The sequence below is a fragment of the uncultured Campylobacter sp. genome (genome assembly GCF_937997405.1).
Lineage (GTDB): Bacteria > Campylobacterota > Campylobacteria > Campylobacterales > Campylobacteraceae > Campylobacter_B.
This window is the reverse complement of the sequence record NZ_CALKTL010000033.1, coordinates 1-2,922: the sequence shown is the minus strand read 5'-3', so window position 1 is coordinate 2,922 and position 2,922 is coordinate 1. Positions and strand designations below refer to the sequence as shown.

Genomic DNA, 2,922 nt, shown 5'->3' with positions numbered 1-2,922 from the left:
AAGAACAGAGAAACCGAGGGCTTGAAATCGTTGGGAAACAACACAAAGTATAGCATGGATTATGCGCCCGAAGTGTTGGAAACGTTTGAGAACAAGCATCCTGAGAACGATTATTGGGTAAGGTTTAATTGCCCCGAATTTACCTCGTTGTGCCCCATTACAGGGCAACCCGACTTTGCTGAGATACGTATATCGTACGTGCCTAACGTGCGAATGGTGGAGAGCAAGAGCTTAAAGCTATATCTTTTCAGCTTTCGCAACCACGGCGACGGACAGATCCAGGCTAAATTTGACGACAAATTGGAGCTTTTGAATAAAACTGATTTTGACGGACGCAAGGTCGCGCTCATAGGCGTTGGCAACGTCGAGCGCCACGGTAGCGATTTTTGCAGCGGTATGAGTGCGTTTTTGCCGGTGCTTAAAAAGGCTGATCTCATCGGCGCTTGGGGCGCAGAGGGCTATAAATTTAAACATTCGCGCGCCTTCATAAACGGCAAATTCGTAGGTCTTACGATCGATTTTAAAGGCGACGAGCACTGGCAGGCGAGGGCCGATAAATGGATCGCCGCGGTTAAAGGCGAGTTTTAAATATTTCAGCTTTTGCGCGACCGAGCGAGCTTTGGGCTCATCGAGCCTAAAGCTCGTTAAATTTCCCCATTAAATTCCACGCTCCGCTTTCGAGCGAAGCTCTCTTAAATTTTACTCGCCGCGGCGTTATAATTTCCGCGCGTCTAAGCGCCGCCTGCTCATGCCGCGTAAAATTTATCGCTAGCGGGAGCCGTAAATTTCAACTCGCCACGCAGATAGCTATAGGTGCCGCGATAAAATTTAGTTCGCGGCAACTTGCGCACTATTCGTGCAATAAACGATAAATTCCGCCCGTGATGCTTGTATGCCACTGGTGCAATAAAATTTTGCTTTTGCGACAAAATTTCACCGCAGTGCTAGTACGGTGCCCGTACGTTAAAATTTCACGCTCCGCTTGAAAGCGGAGCCCCCTCATTAAAATTTTAAAATTTTTAGCTCAAAAAGTCGCTGTGTTTTACAAGCCGTACCGCTTAAAATCGCGCGGATAGGATGAAATTTTATCCTCCCAAGCTCAAAATCTAGCCCGCGCGTGGCGGTCAATTCATACGGCAAATTTAATGAGATGGGTTTATAAAATCACCGTCCGAGCCTCAAATATCAGCGCCGCATTAGAAAAGTTATTTTATAATAACCGCATATCAAAATTTAAGGCGATCTATGAAAAGGCTTCTAATTTTCGTCGTTTTTGCGCTGGCCGCTCTCGCCGCGGCGATCTATTTCAATCTCGATAGGCGCGAAGAGGTCGCGCACAAGGCCTACGGCATCATTGACATCAGGCAGAGTTCGCTTAGCTTCGAGCGCAGCGGTCGCATTAGCGCGCTTTATCGCGACGAGGGTGATTTCGTGCAGGCTGGCGACGTCTTAGCGGCTCTGGATACGGCGGATTTGAGCTTTCAAAGGCAGGTTCAGATCGCGAGGTGCGAAGGGCTTAAATTTAGCTTGCAAAAGCTGCAAAGCGGCTTTCGTAGCGAGGAGATCGAGATGGCGGCGGCGAACGTAAGCGCGCTGCAAAACGCTCTACAGCTCGCTACTTTGACGAACGAGCGCCTCAAGAGCCTAGGCAAAAGCAACTCCGCGTCCAAGCAGCAGATCGACGAGGCGTTTTATTCTATGAAGCGCACGCAGGCTCAGCTGCAAAGCGCGCAGGCTAATCTGCGTCAGCTTCAAAGCGGCTATCGCGGCGAGGATGTCGGCGCCGCCCGCGCAAACTTGGCAAGCTGCGAGGAAAATTTGAAATATCTGAATTACCAAATCGAGACGCAAAGCGTGCTAAAAGCGCCCTTTAGCGGGCAGATCAGAGCGCGCCTTAAGGAGCTTGGCGACATCAGCATGCCAAGCGTGGGCGTTTTCGAGCTTAGCGAAGTAAAAAACAAGCGCGCGAAATTTTATCTAAGCGAAAATCAGCTCCGCTTCCTGCGTGCCGGACAGAGCGTGCGGATCATCGCTGCGGACGGCTCTAGCGCGAGCGCGAAGGTCGCCTACGTGAGCCAAACCGCGATGTACACGCCCCGCACGGTGCAGACCGAGGAGCTGCGCGCAGATCTCGTGTGGGAGGCGCGCGCCGATTTCAGCGACGGCGACGGCAGCTTTCGCTTAGGACAGCCAATCAGCGTGGAATTTTAACGGGCGAGCACTGCGGGCGAAATTTTAATGCACGAGTGAAACTTTAGCGTGCGGGCGGAACTTCGGATACTGCGGGCGAAATTGGATAGTAAAGCTCGCCGAGCGGTAAATTTTACGTAATATCGCGCGAGCCGTGCGTACGGCGTGGGCCTGATGAAATTTTAAAAGCGCGCTTCGAGGTGAAATTTTAACGCCGCCTGTTCGGCAGAGCAGGGCGATGAAATTGCACCGCGCCTAAAATACATCGTCTCGGCGGCGATAAAATGCTGCGTGCTTAGAACGAAGTCGTACAAAAGCGGCGTAAATTTTATCGCACGAGTTTTGTGCGAGCAGGCAGGGCTTTGAATAAAAGATCGAATTTTGCAGCGCGGCGAGTAAAATTCCGCCGAAATTTTAGCGCAAGGCAGTGCGGGTGAAATTCGGCTCGGAGGCGAGATAAAAGCAGGGCGGCATAGCGCCAACAGGCTTTATTTCTAGCAGGTGTTTTACGATAAACGAACGGCGATTGAGTACCGAGCGTGGACGGCAGTAAAATTTCGCTACGAAACAAACGGCGCGATAAAATATCGATTGTGCGCGGCGGTAAATTTTACCCCAAAGGACGCGGTAGCTGAAGTCGGTACTATGCTAAGGAAAGCCGAGACTAGGTAAATTTCGTCAAAAGAGAGATGGCAGTGGTAAATTTTACCCCGAAAGGTAGGCGGAAGTGAA

Annotated in this window: 2 protein-coding genes; both read left to right on the top strand. The window is 50.8% G+C overall.

From position 1 onward, the window contains the following. The coding region (gene queF, locus Q0372_RS01685; protein WP_366810340.1) for a preQ(1) synthase at positions 1–588 on the top strand (588 nt) is incomplete at its 5' end. A gap of 657 nt (positions 589–1,245) precedes the next feature. Beyond that, positions 1,246–2,211, top strand: coding sequence for an HlyD family efflux transporter periplasmic adaptor subunit (locus tag Q0372_RS01680; RefSeq protein WP_298101757.1), 966 nt, complete (start codon positions 1,246–1,248; stop codon positions 2,209–2,211). Positions 2,212–2,922 lie beyond the last annotated feature (711 nt).